The following is an 18,854-nucleotide window of genomic DNA, read 5'->3' on the forward strand; positions in this document are numbered from 1 at the left end:
ATTTAAAAAAATTTAAAGGTAGAACATCTACTCTTAATCTCCGCTACAATAAAAACAATTAAAGGTATTATAACTTCAAAAGGGAAGGCATAATATTGCCATATATTATAAGTGAAAAATGCCATTTCCATGGTACTTTTGTAAATAAAAAAAGAGATGTTTAACATTAAAAGAGCTATAGGTGTTACAATAAATTTGTAATCATCAAACCCAAAAACTTTTGAAATTCCGTTGCAAACTGCAAAAGTACATATACTTACTTTAACAAATATACAAACTAAAAATACAATAATTACTGTAAGTTCAAGTCTTTGAAGAAAACCAAGGCTAATAAGACTTACTGCCATGCTAGAGCCGAAATATACACTAGAGCCGGATTCACTGCCTAGTACTAAAATGTTTCTTAAAACTGTTAAAATTATAAGTCCTCCTCCTACGAATAAGCCTACCATAAATGTTTTTTTGTAATTTTTGATTTTTGATATATTCGAAAATACCATTGTAAAAATTACAACTTCACCAAATGGAAAGGAAAAACTCGAGAAAGCACCATTTAGAAGTGGTGATAAACCATTATCTAGTATTGGCTTTAATCTGTTAATATCCATTTGTGGAATTGATAATACAGGCACAATTAAAACTATTAAAATTACAATAAAACTGAAGAATTCAGCCCAGCGGCCTAAGACTTCAATACCTGCATTTAGACTCGATATAAGTAATATAGTAAAAAAAATCATTGGTATTACTACAGGTGTATTAGCGAACACTAAAACATTAGTAAATTCTGATATAATTCTAATAATTAAGAGCCCAGTATGAAAGGCAAACCAAATCATTAGTATGTTCATTATTTTCCCTAGAAACTTTCCCATAACGATTGGGAGTATATCAAATAAATCTTTTCCTGGATATAAAGATAAAATTCTAGAAAAGATAAGAAATAGTATAATCGACCATAAAACAGCAATAATTATTGCAAGCCAGGCATCCTTGTTTGCAGGATTTCCAGAGCCCACTAAAAGAGAATTCCCAAGTAGAAAAAGTATTATCAATATAATGCCTTGTCTTTCTGAAATAGCTTCATTTTTCATTTATTCCTCCTAAAGTGTTTCCTTTAAATAAAAATATATATATATTAATTTTCCCAATAAATAAGTATTTAGTCATATCAATTAATCTATACATAATTACGAGATAAGAATAATAACAACTTCCGTTTATGAGCGAAAAACGACATTTAACACAAAACATGTTGTATTACTGGTTTTTATAGGGTAATGTGTAAATAAAGTACTCTGGAAGAAAAATTAGAAGTAAATAGTTAATATTAATCTCTGATATTTTAAAATTTAAGCAAAGGTGTCATTAAGCATTATAAGGAAAAACATTCAAATAAAAAATAGGAGGCACTCAAATATGGAAAATGATACGCCAGAAAGAATTCAACCAGATTACAAAGCGCAAGCAACGAGACAGTTAAGTGGTAATTGGGGAATAGCTATTGGATTCACTCTAATATATGCTTTTATACCAATTATACTAATCTCACTAATAACAGTAATCACAGTAATAAATTTAACAATTCATATTAACATACAGTCAGTATCATGTGTTGTTACTATACTAGTATCTCCATTAGCGCTAAGTTCAGTTATATTTTATAGCAGACTTAGCAAAAAAAAGAAAGTAAGTGTAGGAACTATATTTAGTGGATTTAAATATCTTATAGCATCGTCAGTAATATATTTAGTACTTAATGGACTTATGATAATTAATGGATTAGTTGCAATATATTCTTCAAGAGATGGAATCTTTCTTTCGTTGGTTATGGCAATAGTTACTTGTTTCATAACTTTATACTACAGGATGTCATACTACATTATAGCAGTGGAAGATAATATCAGTGTAACTAAAGCACTAGCTAAAAGTAAAAAAAACATGTATGGTCATAAAATGGAATTATTCCTTTTGGAGTTAAGCTATATAGGATGGGTGTTTATGTCATTAGTAACTTTAGGAATAGCTTTATTGTGGATAGTACCTTATATGGAATTAACATTAGCTAACTTCTTTTTAAATAATTATCAGCCCGAGGCTGAACAGTTGTATTAACTTTCACTGTAGTATTTATGTTAAGTTGATGTGCTAAAACCCATATACATAAATGAATGTGGCTCTTGAATATGTTATGTTCAAAAAGCAGTAAAGAATTAATAAGTCTAAATCCTTAAATAATATTTTTAAGTGATTTAGACTTATTATGTTGAAAAATTTATTCTACTTCTAACAATAATGATAAAAATGATTTTATGTTGGATTCCATTGCAGAAGGTTATAACTTAAATTGTGAGATTGCTGATTCTAAGACATCCACGAGAGTTTTCATATTTTCTGCAGTATTACTAAACTCATTCATGGTTGCTGTTATTTCTTCTGTTGTTGCGGAAACTTCCTCTGTACTTGCACAAGACTCTTCGCTTACCGCAGCAATACTTTGCATTTTATCAACTATGTCATCCTTTTGAATGTTAGTTTCTGCTATAGAAGAAGAAATTTCATCTGCTCCGACTTTAAGATTTCTTATAGACTCGGAAATCTTATTGAATATGGTTTTAGTCTCTATTACTGCATTTGTCTGCTTCTCTACTACATCTTTAGAATCTTCCATTGTTAAAACTGCTTGTACTGATTTTTCTTTAACCTTTAAAATCAATTCTTGAATTTGCTTTGTGGCAACCGCAGACTGCTCTGCTAGTTTCCTTATTTCATCTGCGACCACTGAGAAACCTTTGCCAGCCTCTCCTGCCCTAGCTGCTTCTATAGCAGCATTTAAAGCTAAAAGATTAGTTTGTGATGCAATACTATTTATAGTTTCAGTTATAGCTCCAATATTTTCACTTACTGTATTCATTTCTTCAATAACAACTGTAACCTTTTGCGCTGAGGCATTTGCTTCTTCGGTTTTCTCTATAAGCATATTCACCACATTTAAGCCATTTTCACTTAAATCGTCAGTCTTTTTAGATACCGTATCTATCTTAATAGTTAATGTTTTTATATTGTCAATACTATTACCTAGTTTTCGAACAGAGTCTGCGCCATTCGCAATATCTTGAGCTTGATCTGAGCTGCCATTTGCAACTTGATCGATAGTTAAGGATACTTCCTCTACTGCCACTGCAGTTTCACTAGACATCTTATTTATTTCTTCAGATGCTGTTGAAATAGTCTCAGCCGTATCTTTAACCTTCTTAATAAGATTACCTATATTATCAATCATAGTATTAAAATGGTTTCCTAATTCACCAAATTCATCTTTAGATTTTATATCTACGTGTACTGATAAATCACCATCAGAAGCCTTGCTAAATATATGCTCCAATTTATCTAGCTTTGCGGTTATGGACTTACTTAATATTATGGACACAAATATGGCTATTATACCTAATATTAAAATAATTAGAAGGGTAATATTTTTTAAAACATTTGTATCATTTAATAATTCAGTCGTAGGCATATAAGCTATAATTTTCCAGCCTGTTAATGCATTAGTTGTATAAACACAATAATTATTTACTCCTTTGTAAATAAAGTTTTCTACACCTTCTTTATTTACTTTAACATTATTCCAATAAGATAGAGTATTTACTTCATTCCCTCCGAGTAAACTTTTATCATGATTAGAAATCATTAAACCTTGCATGCTTGACACGGAAGTATATCCGTTATTACCTATTTTAATTGAAGACAAGCTATCTGATATAGTGGTTAAATTAATATCCGTGGAAATTACACCTACTATTATCCCATTATTCTCTACAGCTTTTGCAATTGAAAACATCATTAATCCACTATTAGCGTCTTTATAAGGTTCTGTAAAAATTACATTACCTTTATTTTCTACCGCCTTAGTATACCAAGGTCTAGCAGTTGGGTCATACCCTTTAGGCATTTTTTGAATAGGATAGATTAGAAAGTTTTTGTTAGAACTTGCAAAATACACATTAGTTAAGTCTTTTCTACTGTCCTTAACAGATTGCAATGCCCCTAAAGCATAAGGTTTAAATTCAGGGTGTTGTTGCAATGATTTTAAATCAATATTAGCGGCTAACATATCCACATATCCCTGTATTCCAACTAAATAGTTAGTAATTCCTCTGTTAACTTCAACCAATGTTTGCGCAGAAGTTAATTTAACCTTAGATTCTAAAATAGCATGAGATTTATTGTAAATAATTATTCCTAGTATGCTTATGGGCGCTAAACATAGTATGACTAAAACTACTAATAATCTAACCTTTAGGCTTCTTAAGTTAATTCGTTTTCTTTTAATATTTTTCATATGTATCCTCCTCTTTTATTATTCGACATATTTTCTTTTTAAAGTATATTTTACCACTAAAAGTTTCCAACATTCAAGATTTATTTGTTTTAATTTTGAAAAATATCCAGTAGTACCAAAATAGACAATGTTCTATAACACATTTATAATAAAATGATTTATAATTTACGCTTGTTCTCATTAATTATTGATAAAAAACGTGTCTTATAAAAATTTAGTGCTTTTGATTGTCCCATTTTTACTTGTGTATTTATAACTTCATAGTTGTCGAATAGCAATTCAACAATCCGCTTATCCAATAAATTTTCATTTGCTTGTTTTTTTATAACTGTATAAATTTCGTTTTTATCCATTCCTTTTCTATAAGGTCTATCTTCAGATATGGCTGTAAATATATCTGCAACAGCCATTATTCTAGAACCGGTACCAATTTCTTCACTAGTAAGATGAAATGGGTACCCACTCCCATCTAATTTTTCATGATGATAAGCTGCCCACTCAGCTATTCGTTGCAAACCACCAATTGAATTTAACGTCCTAAATGTATGATAAGTATGACACCTTATAATTGCAAATTCATCAACTGTTAATTTGCCTGGCTTTTCAAGAATACTGTTTGGTATTATTAATTTACCTATATCATGAAAATTCCCCGCTATCCTCATTGACTTTACATCTAATTCTGCAAGGCCAAACAATTCAGATAATTTTACTGCACATTCTGATACACCAGATGTGTGAGTAGCCGTAAATCTAGATTTAAAATCTATTAGATCACGATATAAATTTGATATTAATGATACATCTTCTAGTTCTATTTGCATGTTTTTAAACTGCCCGTTGATTAATAACAATGAATATAAATTAGGAGAAGTTAAATCTAACCAAAATTCCTCTCTTTTAGATAAATCAAGAAAATAAGTTACTATGTTCTTATGTATAACTGTACCTGATAATTTTTTTATTGTTGCTACTATATCGTTAACTTGGTGTAAGATATATTTATTCCTATTTATTAATCTCTCAACATAATCAGATAACAAGATGATTTGAGAAGAAAAAACTACTGGATTTTCTATACTATCATCCCAATCGTTCCAATTTCTATGATGGTTTCTTACTATCTTTGAAATTTTTCTTAACCATGGTATTTGTTCTAATAATAATTCCCCTCTTATAGTATGAATATTTTCATCTATTTCTTTAAAATTATGAATAGCTATTTTCTCTTCCACAGATACTGCGCCAATATCATGTAATAATGCAGCAGTAAAAATATCCACTGTAATTTCAGATCCTAAATTGGCTGTTTTTGATAATTCAAGTGCAATAAATGCTGTTCTATGTTGATGTTGTGCAACCAAGGGATTTGCTACATCTGCTACTTCTGATAAAGATAATAGCAAATTACCTAAGTTTACGGATAATTGACTCTTAATAAAATCATCTCCTTGATTTTGAAACTATTATAGTATCGTTGTCTCATTATTTATCATAAATTCATTAGTGTTCCAATTAATATTACAAGAAAAGCATAATTTGGTCAAATAGTTGTATCTTAAAATGCTGCAAGAGTTTAGTGATCCGTTGGAGGTAATAAGTGTATCTATCAAAGAAGTAGATTCTATTATTAAAATTTGATTAGTGTTTATATAGATAACACATGATATAATACTATTAATGTAAAATAAAATAATAATGCATTTATTAGATATTGATAAATTCAAATTAATGATATATAGGAGAATTAAGAGATGAAGGATACAAGAACTAGTGATAGAGTTTTTAATGTAATACAAGAAAAAATTATTAGTGGAGAATATAAACCAGGAATGAAAATTATGTCAGAACTTAAACTTGCTGAGGAATTACAAGTAAGCAGAGTTTCTGTTAGAGAAGCTATAGAAAAAATGTCTGCAGTTAATATTGTCAGCAAAAGGAGAGGGGGAGGTACTTTTGTTAATGATTTAAAGCCATCTGTTTATTTAAATAGTTTAATACCTATGATTACCCTAGGTCAAGATAACTATAATGACATATTGGAATTTAGATTAATCATAGAGTCAGAAGCATCAGGGCTTTGCGCTCAAAGATGTAGCGATGATTTAGTAAATGAAATCGAGGAATGTTATAACAATATGATTAAATATCAAGATGATTTTGAAAAATTTACTGAAGAAGATTTAAATTTTCATATGAAAATTGTGGAAGGAAGCAATAGTCCCTTGATTATAAAAGTAAACGAAATATTAAAGAATCTTTTAAGGGCCCATCAAAAGCTATTGTATAATAATTTAGGACCTTCTGGAGGACTTAGTGAACATAAACTCATATTAGAGGCTATAAAAAGTAGAGATTCAGAACTTGCAAAATTATTTGCAAAAAGACATATAGAACGAACAATAAGAGACATAAAAAAATAGATATTAATAAAAATCATTGTTAATATAATATTTGTCCTATAGAATAGACGATTAAAAATTGTCTATTCTATAGGGCATTTTTATTTTTAATAAACTGACAAATACATAAATATAATTATTTAATATAAAAAAGTCTTGACATAAAACCGTTTACTGATTAATATATAGACATAAGTTGTAGGACAACTACAAACGTATAAATCAAATAAAACGGTTAAATGAATTTTTTATATAGCAGTTAAAGGGTTACAACTAAATTTTGTGTCATACAACTACAAAATAAAATATGAGGTGATTATAAATGTTAAAGAGTCAAAAATTAAGAGAAATAGCACCAGAAATAGATTCATTAAGATTAGGTTCAGGTTGGTCCGTGGATGAACTTTCTAAACCGCAAATTATTGTAGAAAGTAGTTATGGTCAAAGTCATCCAGGAAGTGCGCATTTAGATATATTAGTTGAGGAAGTTTGTAGTGGAATTAATAACAAAGGTGGAAAACCGGCTAAATATTTTGTAACAGATATATGCGATGGAGAATCACAAGGACATGATGGAATAAATTATTCCCTTCCTTCTAGAGAAATTATGACAGATATGATAGAGATACATGTACAAGCAACACCTTTTGATGCAGGAGTATTTATTACAAGTTGTGATAAGGCAGTGCCAGCACATCTTATGGCTATTGCAAGACTCGATATGCCGGCAATTTTGGTACCAGGTGGAATCATGAATGCCGGTCCTGATATGCTTACTTTAGAACAAATAGGAACATATAGTGCGCAATATGAAAGAGGAGAAATAACAGAAGAAAAATTTACATATTACAAACATAATGCGTGTCCGAGTTGTGGTGCTTGTTCATTTATGGGTACTGCATCAACAATGCAAGTAATGTCAGAAGCATTAGGAATAGCAATGCCTGGAACTGCATTAGTGCCAGTTACATTAGAGCAATTAAAAATTAATGCAAAGGTCGCAGGAGAACATGTTCTTAAGCTAATAGACATGAACATAAAACCATCTCAAATAATGACTAAAAAAGCTTTTGAAAATGCTATCATGGTGCATGCAGCAATAGCAGGTTCAAGTAATGCTTTAATTCATATTCCAGCTATCGCACATGAACTTGGAATTGACATTGATCCTGAATTATTTGATGAAATTCATAAAAAAATTCCATTTATATTAAACATAAGACCAAGTGGATTTTATCCTGGATCATATTTTTGGTATGCAGGTGGCGTTCCAGCAATAATGGAAGAAATAAAGGAATTCCTACATTTAGATGTGATTACTGTAACTGGAAAAACTCTAGGTGAGAATTTAGATGACCTAAAGAAAAATGGTTATTATGAGAATTGTAATAAATACTTAGAGGCATTAGGTATAAGTAAAGAAGATATTATAAAAACTAAAGAAAATCCAATTCAAGCTCAGGGAGCAATTGCAATACTTAAAGGAAATCTAGCACCAGGTGGCGCAGTAGTAAAACATTCAGCTATATCTAAAAAGCTAATGAAGGTTACTTTAAAAGCTAGAGTTTTTAATTGTGAGGAAGATGCTATAAAAGCGGTATTAACAAAAGAGATTAAGCCTGGAGATGCAGTGTTTATAAGATATGAAGGTCCAAGAGGATCTGGAATGCCAGAAATGTTTTATACAACAGAAGCCATCGCATCTGATCCGCAGTTAGTTGAATCTATAGCTTTAATTACTGATGGTAGATTTTCAGGAGCAACTAGAGGACCAGCTATTGGTCATGTTTCACCTGAGGCAAGTGAAGGTGGACCTATCGCACTAGTCGAGGAAAATGATCTTATAAAAATTGATATAGTTGCCCGCGTGCTTAGCATTATAGGAGTAAAAGGACAAGAAAAAACTGAAAGTGAAATTCAAGAAATTTTAGAAATAAGGAAAAAAAGTTGGGTAAGACCAGCAAGAAAATATACAAAAGGAATACTCGGTATATATACTAAATGTGCAGTAGCTGCAATGAAGGGTGGATATATGGAATAGATTTATATTCATACCATATGTCATGAATATATAGGAGGCTTTATTATGGATGTAGTTACTTTTGGAGAGTCTATGGTTTTATTTGGCCCGGATTCCTCCGGCCCATTAAGATACGTTCAAAACTTTAATAAATCAATTGCAGGTGCAGAATCAAATGTTTCAATCGCACTTGCAAAATTAGGACATAAAGTTGGTTGGTTCTCGAAACTTGGAGATGACGAATTTGGAAGGTATATACAGTCTACAATTCGAGGTGAAGGTGTAGATGTATCAAGAGTGATTTTTGAACCTGGAAAAAATACAGGCATATTATTTAAAGAAAGGTTTATGCATTCTAATCCAAATGTTTATTACTATAGGAAAGGTTCAGCAGCTAGTAATTTGAAAGCAGAGGAATTAGATGAGTCGTATATTAAAGATGCAAAGATACTTCACATTACTGGAATTACACCTGCACTTTCTGAAAGCTGCAGAAAAACATTATTTAAAGCAATAGAAGTCGCAAAAGCAAATAAGGTACTAGTTTCTTTTGATCCTAATATTAGACTTAAATTATGGACAAAAGAAGAGGCAATACCAGTTATGCTTGAAATTGCTAAACAATCAGATATAATTTTTCCAGGTATAGATGAAGGAGAAATGCTCCTTGGATTTACAAAGCCTACTGATATTGCAGACAGTTTTATAAAGATGGGATGTAGCGTTGTAGCGGTTAAACTTGGAGAAGAGGGTTGTTACATAGCAGATAAAGATAGAGGTTTATATGTAAATGCATATAAACTGGAAAATCCTCAAGATACAGTAGGCGCAGGAGATGGGTTTGCTGCAGGGTTTCTTTCTGGAATGTTAAAGAAATTAGATCTTAAAGAATGTGGAGAATATGCAAATGGAGTTGGTGCTATGGCAGTCCTTGTAAAGGGTGATATGGAAGGGTATCCAAATTATGAACAACTAATGGCATTTATCGGGAAAAAGAAAACGATTGCGAGATAGGGATAAGTTTATAAGTTTTGGTTACTACAAAAATAAGAGGGGGATTTTATTATGCCGTTGTTAATTGTTGTTTTCGGAGTTGCGTTATTATTAGTTCTTATGATTGCTTTTAAATTAAATGGTTTCTTGTCATTAATTATTGTAGCATTATCAGTAGGTATTATGGAAGGTATGCCACTTCCAAGTGTTGTTCTTTCAATAACGAAGGGCGTTGGTGGTACACTCGGTTCTCTAGCACTAGTACTTGGTTTTGGTGCTATGCTTGGTAAGCTTATGGCAGATAGTGGTGGAGCTCAAAGAATAGCTCTTACACTAATTGATAAGTTTGGGAAAAAACATATACAATTAGCAGTTATATTAACTGGCTTTATTGTTGGTATTGCTTTATTTTATGAAATAGGGTTTGTACTTTTACTCCCACTTGTGTTTTCAATAGCGGCAGCTGCTGATATTCCACTTTTATACATAGGAGTTCCAATGGCCGCAGCATTATCAGCGACTCATGGATTTTTACCACCACATCCGGGACCTACAGCTATAGCTGCTATTTATAAAGCTGATTTAGGTAAAACTTTAATTTATGGTATTGTGTGTGCCGTGCCAGCAGTAATCTTTGCGGGTCCTGTACTTACAAAATTCTTAAAACATATGGAACATGATATACCAAAAGGTTTATATAATCCTAAGACGTTTACGGATAAAGAAATGCCTAGTTTTGGCATAAGTGTGTTTACAGCTTTAGTGCCAGTAATACTTATGGCAGTAAGAGCTATTGCTACTATTAATTTGCCAAAAACTTCACCTATTTTAAATTACACTAACTTTTTAGGGGATCCTGTAATAGCACTTCTTATATCAGTACTCTTAGCTATATTTACTTTTGGATTAAATAACGGTAAAAAGATGCCAGAAGTTATGAAAACTGTAACTGAATCAATAGCTGCAATATCTATGATTTTATTAATAATAGGTGGCGGTGGAGCATTTAAACAGGTCTTAGTAGATAGCGGAGTTGCAGATTATGTTGCTCAAATCATGAAAGGATCAACCATTTCACCATTAGTACTTGCATGGTCAATTGCAGCAATACTTAGAATAGCACTAGGATCTGCAACTGTAGCTGGACTTACAGCAGCAGGTATTGTTGGACCATTAGTTGTAGTAACAGGTGCTAGTCCTGAACTTATGGTACTCGCAACTGGAGCCGGAAGTTTAATATTCTCACATGTTAATGATCCTGGATTTTGGATGTTTAAAGAGTATTTCAATTTATCAATACCAGAAACGTTAAAATCTTGGTCAGTACTTGAAACCATAATATCTGTGGTCGGTTTAGTTATGGTTTTATTATTAAGTATGGTAGTGCATTAGAATTTAATAAGAATTTAATTAAGTAAATAACATAAATATCTAATAACTTGCTGAAAACACTGACTTGTAGGTAGTTAAATTTAAGTTAAAATGCTGTTAAATTTAATTAAATTTAACAATAAAATAAAATCTCTTAAATATACGATTTGAAATATTTGATAATATTGTTTTTTATGGTAAACTTTAATTTGGGTGTCACATTTTTAAAGTATTTAGATAATGGGAGGAGTAAAATTATGGCATATAAATTAAACAAAATAACAATAAGAACGAATAATTCCAAAGAAGGAATAAATAATATTGGCGATATTTGGAATGATATTACAAGTGGAAAACTACCTATTATTTTTGATAGTGAACATGTATTTCAACAGGGTATTTCTCCAGTTTCAAAATACAGTAATTATTCCAGTGATGAAAATGGAGATTATGATCTAACGATAATGGCTGTAACAGCGGATTTTTTTCAAAAGATGGAGGCAGAAGTAAGTAAAGGATTTTATAAAAAATACGATGAAAAAGATGAAAACGGAGAAATAAGTGTTTGTACGAGAAAGGCATGGGAAAAGGTATGGTCTGAGCAAAAATCGGGCGATATACATAGAACCTTTACAGCAGATTTTGAGAGCACTGTTCCAAGTGAATATACGAAAGATGGCAAAGTGCATTGCTATTTATATGTTGCAATTCAGTAAATGATCGCTTTATTATGGCAAAATTTAATAAGAATTTAATTAAGTAAATAAGATCAATATCTAATAATTTACTGAAATCACTGACTTGTAGGTAGTTAAATTTAAGTTAAAAATGATTTTAAATTTAATTAAATTTAACAATAAAATTTATTTATATAATCGGAGGTTTCAATAGACATGGATATAACATATAGCGCTCCATCAGCGATAGAATATATTTCTTTGAGATTAAAAACTGGAATGGGAACGAAAGATTTATCAAAAACAGAGATTGCATTGAAACATTCATTGTTTATTGTTTCTTTATGGGATAATGATAAGTTAATTGGTTTTGGAAGAATTGTGGGTGATCAAGGGATAACCTATGTTGTTTCTGATATTATGGTAGATCCTAATTATCAACGTAAAGGTCTAGGGAAAGTGATTATGAGAGAAATAGATTCCTATTTAAACAAAAACACAGATGAAAATGCATATGTATGTTTGATTGCTAATAAACCAGCAGATAAGCTATACTATCAATTTGATTTTGAGTATGTAGATCCGAAGTCCTGTGGCATGAAAAGAAAGTAGATTAAAGAGTAAGACGACTTTGTACATGAGCAAGATTAGCATCAACTATTTATCCAAAAAATAAAGTGAAAGTAACACAATATTAATTGAGTTACTTTCACTTTGTTGCTATACTAAGAATAATTTATAAAGCGTCAGTCATTGTATATGCTTCTATGTTTTGACTCTTTATTAAATCATAACTAATCCATCCATAACCATTAATTCCCCAATCTGTACCCCATGAATTTATTATTTTAACTGCTCTTTTAGTATCATCATAACCAATTACACATAATGCATGGCCACCTCTACTTGTACCATAAACTTTATTATAAATTGGATTGCTAGCATCCAATTTATCAAAATCTGGATATACTGATATACCGATAACTACAGGGTTACCATTTGCAAGTTGTGCCTTTATTGCACTATAATTACCATCTGGAAGCTCATTCCAGCTTTCTGCTTTATATTTAGCTGCATTAGCTTTTTGTTTAGCTGTAGGTGTAGTTTTCCATGCATATTCGTTTCCATCATAAGGCATATCAGCTAATGTAGTGCAGCCTTGTGTCTCTAAAATGTTAAATGCATCGGAAAAATTAGCCCCACCACCATCTGCTGAATTATCTGCATGTATTTGACTGTATATATATGATGGACTGAATATATTGGAAATTGTATTTAAAGACCATTTCCACTCTTGACCCTCTTGATAAGTCTTATCTGCATAACCTGTTGCCCATGTAACGCAGCTTCCTAAATTTCCTTGATTATCTACTTTAGGAAATTGACTTGTTAAGTCAACTTTCGCAGGTAATTGTATTTTACTATCTGAATCCTCTAACATTTTAATTCCTGGTATTTTTTCATGTAAGTGATTTAACCCTGTTGGATGCAAAATAGCCGCATATGAATTTTGAGTTTGAATTAAAGATCCTAAAACTACAAGTGAACATGCTAAGATTTTGATACTAATTTTGTTGAATTTCATTTTTATACCCCCAATTAATTGTTTTTTAGGACTTCCATATCAATCCTGATGATTAATCTCTATATTACTTAGACAATAGTAACTACTTCAAACTCCCACCCCCATTTCATATACAAAGTTTATATGCCTATTAGCTATTTAAACTTTTATATAATAAAAGTAATTATATACCATATTTTAACAGTCGTATATATAAATCTATAATTACTACGGTTTTTGAGCATTATGATTTAAACCTACTCATTTGTACATACATCAAGATTTTAAATACTCCTTATTCTCCATTGGAGCAACGCTAGTTGTTTTTAATGAGTTTTTTTGTTCTCTTAAGGAATGTAAAAGTACGTTTCATGCAATTTGTATTGTTTTTTTTTGCTAAAACCAGTACAATTTCAATAAATGGATAGGGGTGAAATAATGAATTATGCAGTTGCTTTGGGACTTATGGGCATAGGATTACTTATAGGCATAGAAGGTAATATTAGTCTGATACGAAGTGATATTAAACGTATAAATACAAATGTAAATAGGATTGTTGAACAAGTTGGAGTGCCTGATACAGTAACAGATGAATTAAAGAGTCTAATTTTAGAAGGCAAAAGGATTAAAGCAATCAAAAGATATAGAGAAGTTACTGGATTGGGATTAATTGAAGCTAAAGAATATGTCGATTTATTAAGTGAATTGAATTAAAATAGCTATATAAATATTACGGTGTATTAAGATAAAGCTTTCAAGGTATAAAAAAGTAAGGAGGTTTGTTCATGGAACAAATTATAATACTTGTTATATGTTCTATAGGCTTAGTTTTAGATGTTATTAATGATTTCCGTAATAAAAAAAATGATTAGTATATTTTCATGAGGTTAAGTCGTAACATTCGAAAACTGTGACGTAAAAAAAGCTGGCAAGGGTATAGTAAAAATAGTCTACACCATAATATTATTTATATTTTGTAAAGAAAGTGAGGTAAATAAAATGATACAATCTGTTGTACACATTGCGTTAGTAGTTAAAGACTATGACGAAGCTATTGAATTCTACACAAAGAAACTTCATTTTACATTAATAGAAGATACATACCAACAGGAACAAGATAAACGTTGGGTGGTAGTATCTCCGCCAAGTTCGTCAGGAACCACAATATTACTTGCAAGAGCTTCCAAACCAGAACAACTATCGTTTATTGGAAATCAGGCAGGCGGACGGGTTTTCCTATTCCTTGGAACAGATGATTTTTGGAGAGACTATAACGAAATGATAACAAAAGGTATAGAATTCGTTAGAGAACCTAAAGAACAATCATATGGTACAGTTGCAGTATTTAAAGATTTATACGGAAACTTATGGGATTTGGTTCAGTTTAAAGAAAACCATCCAATTGCTCAAAGAGTAAAATAAGTACAATTGAGTAGTAAAGCAAATGAGTGGGATGACTATTCAATTTAAGAGAGAGGATTGATATTATGATAAAACAATATTTCAATGTAAAAGAAATTATGGGTGGAGTATATCATATTAATGAACCAATTATTGGTTCTTCTACGGTTTGCTGTACGTTAATTGTTGGTAATGAGAAAGCACTATTAATTGATACAGGTTATGGTATAGGAAATTTAAAGCAAATAGTTGAATCTATCACTAATTTACCAATTATTTTTGTGAACAGTCATGGGCATATTGACCATGTAAATGGTAACTATCAGTTTGATAAAATTTATATTCATAAAGAAGATATTGCAGTAAAAAATAAATATGCAACAGCCGATGTAAAGAATTATCTTATTGAATATTTTAAACAACAGAATTTACAGTTTCCAGAAGGCTTTTCAAAAGAGGCATATGTAAATAGAAATGATAATTCAGTTATAATTCCAGTGGAAGAAGGACATGTGTTTGATTTGGGAGAGAGAGAACTTGAAGTAATGTATTTGCCAGGACATACCAATGGATCTATTGCACTTTTAGATAGAAAAAATAGAGTATTATTTAGTGGAGATACAATATCATCACATGTATTAATGCATCTTGAAGAGAGTACATCAATACATACTTATATTAAAAGTTTAGAAAAAGTGAATAAACTTGATTTTGATAATATTATTGCGTCCCATTTTACTAATCCCTATAACAAGGATATAATTAATAAATTAATTCACTGTGCTAGTCACATAGACATTTCTAAAAGCACAATTTACGCTAATCCAGCGAATCCAATGGAAGGTCTAATGTATGCTGAAGGTGGCGAACCTTTTGTGAGTCCTAATTTTGTTTCTATTGTGTACACAAAAGATAAGCTAATGGAGAGACTTTAATATTTATAAGTACTATTTTCCATTTCTTCAACAAACTCAATAAAGGGGGTATAGGTACAGCTCTTATAGAGCGGTTACAGGGGTGGGATTAATTGAAGCTAAAGAATATGTCACTTCATTATCTAAGGAGGATTTTATGAGCATAAAAATGATGCACCATGTCTGTATTCAAACAGAAAAATATGAAGAATCATTCCAATTTTACACTAAGGTTTTAGAATTTGAATTAGTTACAGAAACATCAGATTTCCATAAACGAGATTTTAATACGTGGTTAAGACTGGGAACATTTATGATTGAATTACAAACGGGTAAAAAGGGCGATAAATTAAAGAATTGGAGTTCATTAAATGAAGGAATAGTTCATATGTGTTTTTTAGTGGATAATGTTCAAGAAGAGTTTGATAGGATAAAAAATTTAGGCTATACAAATTTCAAGATTAAAAATGGAGACGAAATATATAAAATTGAGGATGGATATTTATTTAAAATTAAGGCACCGGAAGGTACTGAAATTGAAATAAGAGATACGCAGATATAAAAATCTATATTATTATGGGTAGGGTTTATTATGTCGTAACTTTCTTAGATTGCGTCATACTGGTAATTTACTGTTTAAAAGAGGAAGGCTAATTATTAAAAAAATTAATATTTATAATTGTTTTATCAACTTGAAGGAAGAAAGTATTATCAAAACAAAATTGAAGGACTAGCATATCCTAGACGATAAACTTTGAATAGATATTTTATACAACAATCGTATAAAAAAATGGACTAATATTAGGGGGCATTGATTTGATAAACAGGAGCGTTTTAATTAGAGTATGTATATATATTGCAATGACATTTATTATGATTTTTTTAGAACCAAAGGCTAGTAATGTTTTACTTGGTATTTTATATTTGTTATTTTATAGTGTAGCAACATTGGTATTAGTTAGTTGGAGAACATTTAATTGTATATGGGTATGTGATGAATGTAATGAAAGATTCAAAATTTCATTGTGGGATAGTATTAAAAGTTTTTCTATTTTTAGTATCAAAAACAAATTATATCATAGAAAAATATACTGCCATAAATGTAATAAAAAAACATGGTGTAGATGTATTTTTCAAGAGTAAATATTAAAATATATAATATTCTTTTGTTTCGTGGCAAGTAATCTCATATCTTTGATATGAGATTACTTGTTTTAAGTGTATATTGATATTCAGCAAGTAACACAATACATTTTTTTTATTTGTTTTCAAAATGATAATGAGAAACAATAAGCTTGTCCAATTCTTGACTGACTAAAATTGTTCTTTCATTCAAAGGTCCTTTTTCATTTATAAGTTTTATTAGTTCATCCCTTAATTCCTCCATAATTTACCTCTTTCTTAAAAATAAGTTTTTTTAAACGACATTTACCATGATATTACAACTTTTACACTTTAGCAATATAAAATATAAAAGTTGTAATATTGAGAATATTCAAAAAACAAAATAAAAGTAACACAATACCAATTGAGCTACTTTCACTTTGAGTTTATTTGATCTTTTTTTTAGGAGTTTTCTGGTTCTATATGAATCAATACATAGGACCCTCCAGGGAAAATGTCTTTTATTTCTTTTTCAACCGTATCAGATAGATTATGGGCATCAACTAGTGAGGTATTTTCCACAACATGCACGTTTACATTAATTTCTCGTGTAGGACCACTTTTCCTGGTTTTTAAACTATGATATTTAGTAATTTCTAGATGGGAGTCAAGTATGTTTAATATCTTTAAAATATCATCATCTGGAAGCTTAGAATCAACTAAATCATTTAAAGATTTTTTGATTAAGTCTATAGAGGTCTTAATTATTAGAATTGCAACAAATATAGCAGTAAGCGGGTCGATAATTGGTATATTTGTTATTTTTAATAATACAAGCCCAAGAAATACTCCAATAGAGGTGTATACATCTGTTAGAAGATGCATACCATCAGCCTCTAGGGCAATAGAATCCGTCTTTTTTGCTGTTTTTAATAAAATCATTGAAATAAAAAAGTTAACTACAGCGGCGAGTAGCATTACTAATATACCTGCACCTACATTATCCACAGTTCCGCCTATAAAAATTCTCTTTATAGCTTGATAGATAATGAGTGCAGCAGCAAGTAAAATTAATAAAGCCTCGACGAAACCAGATACATTTTCATATTTACCATGTCCAAAGGGATGACCATCGTCCTCAGCTTTTGATGCTACCTTAATGGAGAAAAAAGCAATAAGGCTTGCTAAAAGATCTATAGAAGAATGGATTGCTTCAGAAATAACACTGACGGAACCCATTAATATTCCAACTACTATTTTAAAAAATATTAACGCAGTATTAGAAAATATAGACAATGCTGCGGCTTTTTGTTTATCCATTTTTATTCAGTCCTTTCAAAATAATTTCAATGATAATGAAGAATGATATTATTCAATAGGAATATCTGTATCTATATCTTTTTCTTCTATTATAATGGGCAAAATTGGTGTTGAGCTTTCTAAGTAATCCGCATTTTCATTTTCGTGAATTTTATAAATATTATCTTCAGTATTAATTTCACTTTTTTTGTTTATAGATTGTGAATTGCTTTTAAAAGTTACTCGTTGAATAAAAAACATAAATTTTGAATTTTTATTTTTTGAATTGTTAATCAAACCTAAATTATTTGGTATTACTCTATTTTCATTCTTAATATTTATTGGGTTGCTTTTAGATGTTTTATTCATATTTTCATTAGAATATGGTTGTTGTAAAAGTTTTAAAATGACGAGAAATTTTGCCATAGTTAATTTATCGCAGATTGGAATTGCAGATTCTGTGCTCATATTATCCTTTAAACTCTTTTCTGTAGATAAGTTATTTAGGTATCTATTTTCTTGTTTGATATTTGCTGAGTTTTTTTTAGCTGTTTTATTAATATTAATAAAACAAGATGGTTGTTGTAACATGTTAAAAATAAAAAAATTCTTTATAAGCCTCAATTTGTCACGGTTATCGTCTGTTTTCATTCATAAATGCTCCTTTAATATAAAGTTTGGTATAAGAAATAAAATAGAGTAGCATAATTATTAGTTACTTTATTTCAGGTACTTAGACCTTATATATGATATGTTAAAAATAA

Annotated in this window: 19 protein-coding genes; 12 read left to right on the plus strand and 7 right to left on the minus strand. The window is 30.2% G+C overall.

Features of this window, described 5'->3' with window-relative positions:
• Nucleotides 1–2 precede the first annotated feature (2 nt).
• Nucleotides 3–1,094 carry a GerAB/ArcD/ProY family transporter gene (locus KPL54_RS12975; RefSeq protein WP_216106955.1) on the minus strand — a complete coding sequence of 364 codons (1,092 nt, stop codon included), beginning with the start codon at nucleotides 1,092–1,094 and terminating at the stop codon, nucleotides 3–5.
• A gap of 325 nt (nucleotides 1,095–1,419) precedes the next feature.
• Between KPL54_RS12975 and KPL54_RS12980 the strand changes: the two genes are divergently transcribed.
• On the plus strand, nucleotides 1,420–2,115 hold the full coding sequence (locus KPL54_RS12980; RefSeq protein ID WP_216106956.1) for a DUF975 family protein: 696 nt from the start codon (nucleotides 1,420–1,422) through the stop codon (nucleotides 2,113–2,115).
• Between the two features lie 220 nt (nucleotides 2,116–2,335).
• On the opposite strand, the gene KPL54_RS12985 is transcribed toward KPL54_RS12980, so the two are convergent.
• Together KPL54_RS12985 and KPL54_RS12990 are read right to left on the minus strand one after the other, a co-directional pair.
• On the minus strand, nucleotides 2,336–4,345 hold the full coding sequence (locus KPL54_RS12985) for a methyl-accepting chemotaxis protein (RefSeq protein ID WP_216106957.1): 2,010 nt from the start codon (nucleotides 4,343–4,345) through the stop codon (nucleotides 2,336–2,338).
• Nucleotides 4,346–4,503: 158 nt separating this feature from the next.
• Nucleotides 4,504–5,751: an HD-GYP domain-containing protein gene (locus tag KPL54_RS12990; RefSeq protein WP_253203463.1), complete on the minus strand. Its 1,248-nt coding sequence runs from the start codon at nucleotides 5,749–5,751 to the stop codon at nucleotides 4,504–4,506.
• Between the two features lie 348 nt (nucleotides 5,752–6,099).
• Here KPL54_RS12990 and KPL54_RS12995 point away from each other — a divergent pair, with 348 nt between their 5' ends.
• The 6 genes from KPL54_RS12995 to KPL54_RS13020 all read left to right on the plus strand — a co-directional run bounded on the left by KPL54_RS12995 (nucleotide 6,100) and on the right by KPL54_RS13020 (nucleotide 12,420).
• Nucleotides 6,100–6,768, plus strand: a complete 669-nt coding sequence (locus tag KPL54_RS12995; protein WP_216106958.1) for a FadR/GntR family transcriptional regulator — start codon at nucleotides 6,100–6,102, stop codon at nucleotides 6,766–6,768.
• A gap of 301 nt (nucleotides 6,769–7,069) precedes the next feature.
• A complete protein-coding gene (gene ilvD, locus KPL54_RS13000; RefSeq protein ID WP_216106959.1) occupies nucleotides 7,070–8,788 on the plus strand; it encodes a dihydroxy-acid dehydratase in 1,719 nt (572 codons plus the stop codon).
• A gap of 45 nt (nucleotides 8,789–8,833) precedes the next feature.
• Nucleotides 8,834–9,781 (plus strand): sugar kinase, encoded by a 948-nt coding sequence (locus tag KPL54_RS13005; protein ID WP_216106960.1) that lies wholly within the window; start codon nucleotides 8,834–8,836, stop codon nucleotides 9,779–9,781.
• Between the two features lie 51 nt (nucleotides 9,782–9,832).
• Nucleotides 9,833–11,152 carry a gluconate transporter gene (gene gntT, locus KPL54_RS13010; protein ID WP_216106961.1) on the plus strand — a complete coding sequence of 440 codons (1,320 nt, stop codon included), beginning with the start codon at nucleotides 9,833–9,835 and terminating at the stop codon, nucleotides 11,150–11,152.
• Nucleotides 11,153–11,388: 236 nt separating this feature from the next.
• Nucleotides 11,389–11,847, plus strand: coding sequence for an AraC family transcriptional regulator (locus tag KPL54_RS13015; RefSeq protein WP_216106962.1), 459 nt, complete (start codon nucleotides 11,389–11,391; stop codon nucleotides 11,845–11,847).
• Between the two features lie 177 nt (nucleotides 11,848–12,024).
• Complete coding sequence (locus KPL54_RS13020; protein ID WP_216106963.1) at nucleotides 12,025–12,420, plus strand: GNAT family N-acetyltransferase; 396 nt, start codon at nucleotides 12,025–12,027, stop codon at nucleotides 12,418–12,420.
• A gap of 124 nt (nucleotides 12,421–12,544) precedes the next feature.
• Here the strand turns inward: KPL54_RS13020 and KPL54_RS13025 are convergent, their stop codons facing one another.
• Entirely contained in the window at nucleotides 12,545–13,393 is an 849-nt protein-coding gene (locus tag KPL54_RS13025; protein ID WP_216106964.1) for a C1 family peptidase, read from the minus strand.
• 417 nt (nucleotides 13,394–13,810) lie between these two features.
• Here KPL54_RS13025 and KPL54_RS13030 point away from each other — a divergent pair, with 417 nt between their 5' ends.
• From KPL54_RS13030 to KPL54_RS13050, 5 genes are all read left to right on the plus strand, one after another.
• Entirely contained in the window at nucleotides 13,811–14,086 is a 276-nt protein-coding gene (locus tag KPL54_RS13030) for a ribosomal protein L7/L12 (RefSeq protein WP_216106965.1), read from the plus strand.
• A gap of 285 nt (nucleotides 14,087–14,371) precedes the next feature.
• Complete coding sequence (locus KPL54_RS13035) at nucleotides 14,372–14,794, plus strand: VOC family protein (protein ID WP_216106966.1); 423 nt, start codon at nucleotides 14,372–14,374, stop codon at nucleotides 14,792–14,794.
• 65 nt (nucleotides 14,795–14,859) lie between these two features.
• Nucleotides 14,860–15,708, plus strand: coding sequence for an MBL fold metallo-hydrolase (locus KPL54_RS13040; RefSeq protein WP_216106967.1), 849 nt, complete (start codon nucleotides 14,860–14,862; stop codon nucleotides 15,706–15,708).
• A gap of 136 nt (nucleotides 15,709–15,844) precedes the next feature.
• Nucleotides 15,845–16,249, plus strand: coding sequence for a VOC family protein (locus KPL54_RS13045; RefSeq protein WP_216106968.1), 405 nt, complete (start codon nucleotides 15,845–15,847; stop codon nucleotides 16,247–16,249).
• 254 nt (nucleotides 16,250–16,503) lie between these two features.
• Nucleotides 16,504–16,830: a hypothetical protein gene (locus tag KPL54_RS13050; RefSeq protein ID WP_216106969.1), complete on the plus strand. Its 327-nt coding sequence runs from the start codon at nucleotides 16,504–16,506 to the stop codon at nucleotides 16,828–16,830.
• 115 nt (nucleotides 16,831–16,945) lie between these two features.
• Here the strand turns inward: KPL54_RS13050 and KPL54_RS13055 are convergent, their stop codons facing one another.
• The 3 genes from KPL54_RS13055 to KPL54_RS13065 all read right to left on the minus strand — a co-directional run bounded on the left by KPL54_RS13055 (nucleotide 16,946) and on the right by KPL54_RS13065 (nucleotide 18,741).
• A complete protein-coding gene (locus KPL54_RS13055) occupies nucleotides 16,946–17,074 on the minus strand; it encodes an aspartyl-phosphate phosphatase Spo0E family protein (RefSeq protein WP_216106970.1) in 129 nt (42 codons plus the stop codon).
• A 179-nt stretch (nucleotides 17,075–17,253) separates the two neighbouring features.
• Nucleotides 17,254–18,111: a cation diffusion facilitator family transporter gene (locus tag KPL54_RS13060; protein WP_216106971.1), complete on the minus strand. Its 858-nt coding sequence runs from the start codon at nucleotides 18,109–18,111 to the stop codon at nucleotides 17,254–17,256.
• 48 nt (nucleotides 18,112–18,159) lie between these two features.
• Nucleotides 18,160–18,741: a hypothetical protein gene (locus KPL54_RS13065; protein WP_216106972.1), complete on the minus strand. Its 582-nt coding sequence runs from the start codon at nucleotides 18,739–18,741 to the stop codon at nucleotides 18,160–18,162.
• Nucleotides 18,742–18,854 lie beyond the last annotated feature (113 nt).

This window comes from Clostridium estertheticum, assembly GCF_018861295.1.
Taxonomy (GTDB): Bacteria; Bacillota; Clostridia; order Clostridiales; family Clostridiaceae; genus Clostridium_AD; species Clostridium_AD estertheticum_D.